Here is a 1,434-nt window from a genome sequence, read left to right as displayed (position 1 = left end):
CTGTGCGGTCTAGGATGCTGTTGATAGCCTGGATTTTCACCTTGTCATCTGTCTTCTTGGACAGCGCCAGCCGGATCAGCTCAGCGGTCGTGTAGTCAAGAGCGCCAATCAGGCGTTCCATTGCTCCTTTTCGGACTTTCTCAACGCCACCGCCGTGGTAGATACAGACGGTTGTGCCCTTCATAGGCCAGTTCCAGCATGGCCGCATAATGCGCTTTCCGTTGCGGTCCATGATATAGTTGCCGTCTGCGTCCCGTACGTATGCCTTGCCGCGACAGGACTTGTGGGGCGGGGGCACCATCCAGGGATTGCCCTCGTTGTCTGCGTCCCCGTCCCACTGCTGCATAGCAGGCCAGGGCAGCCCAGCTTCATCAGGATCGATTGGAGTCAGCCCACCGTGTTGCTGCATCCATTCAATCCACATTTCGTCCTTGGGACTATTGCCCGTGCCCCGCTTCTGGCTGCGTACCATCACTGCCCTCCTTGCGGTCTATAGATGGTACCCCGTCCACCGCAGTCTCGGACAGGCGCGCGTTGCAGTAATCGAGTAGATCCTGCGCAGTCCGGGTGTCGCTGTACGGGGCAACGTTCTCCAGTCGTTCCAGAGCCCATGCCTGAAGGTCTGCGTACGCTGTTGCTGCACCCTGCTTCTGTCCTAACTCGATGCCGTTCCTCACACCCGTGTCATAGGCAACCTGGATCTCCTCATTCACACTCACAAGCCTTCCCTCCTGTGGATCTCCGCAAGGATAGCCTGGTATTCATCAGGGTACCTCTCAGCGAGGATCCGGCGTGCCTCGCTGCGAGCTTTCTCCAGCCGCTTCTGCCTGCGGATGTAGTCAGGGTTGCGCCTGCGGTAATCCCGTTGGTATTCCTTGTCATTCGCACCCATCGTCTGTTCCCTCCCTATGCGGAACAGGGAGCACCGTTGCGCTCCCTGTCCCTCGCTCGTTACCGTTACACGCTGTAGTTGTCGTGGAGTTGCTCCAGCTTCTCCTTGGCCGCCTCACGAATCCACGCAGGCCAAGACTCCTCATCCGCCCCAAAGGACGCGGTGAGTAAAGTCCCATCCGGACCTTTGCCCGTGAGGTGGACACCTGATGTCGACCACTTCTGATCGTTGGGCTTGCTGTACTCGATGCGGAGCACGTTGGGCTGAATGTACCTGCCGCTAGCGGGGTGCCAGACGACAGGAGCCTCACGGAGGATGGCCCGGAAAGTGCAACTCAGGGTGGTCCTGGACCAGATGATCCTCATTGCCCCTCCCCGTTGAAGCAAGGCCAATCCTCGCTTGGGTGCCTGTCACAGATAGCGGTGAGCTCCAGCTGCTTCTGCAGCTCATACAGCTGGATCTCATCCTTGGTCATGTGCCTCCGCGCGCAGACACTGTTCTCGCAGGCCTTCCCCGTGTACGTCGCAGAGGCAGGAGTTTCC

2 protein-coding genes are annotated in these 1,434 nt (G+C 59.1%); both read right to left on the bottom strand.

Going from position 1 to position 1,434, the window contains the following annotated elements; genetic code table 11:
- Positions 1-472, bottom strand: a 472-nt coding sequence (locus tag VF202_15555; GenBank protein ID HEX7041532.1) for a hypothetical protein, incomplete at its 3' end; no start/stop codon positions are given.
- A 485-nt stretch (positions 473-957) separates the two neighbouring features.
- Positions 958-1,149, bottom strand: a complete 192-nt coding sequence (locus VF202_15550; GenBank protein ID HEX7041531.1) for a hypothetical protein — start codon at positions 1,147-1,149, stop codon at positions 958-960.
- Positions 1,150-1,434: the final 285 nt, after the last annotated feature.

This window comes from Trueperaceae bacterium (assembly GCA_036381035.1).
Taxonomy (GTDB): domain Bacteria; phylum Deinococcota; class Deinococci; order Deinococcales; family Trueperaceae; genus DASRWD01.
This window is presented reverse-complemented; position numbering and strand designations above follow the sequence as displayed.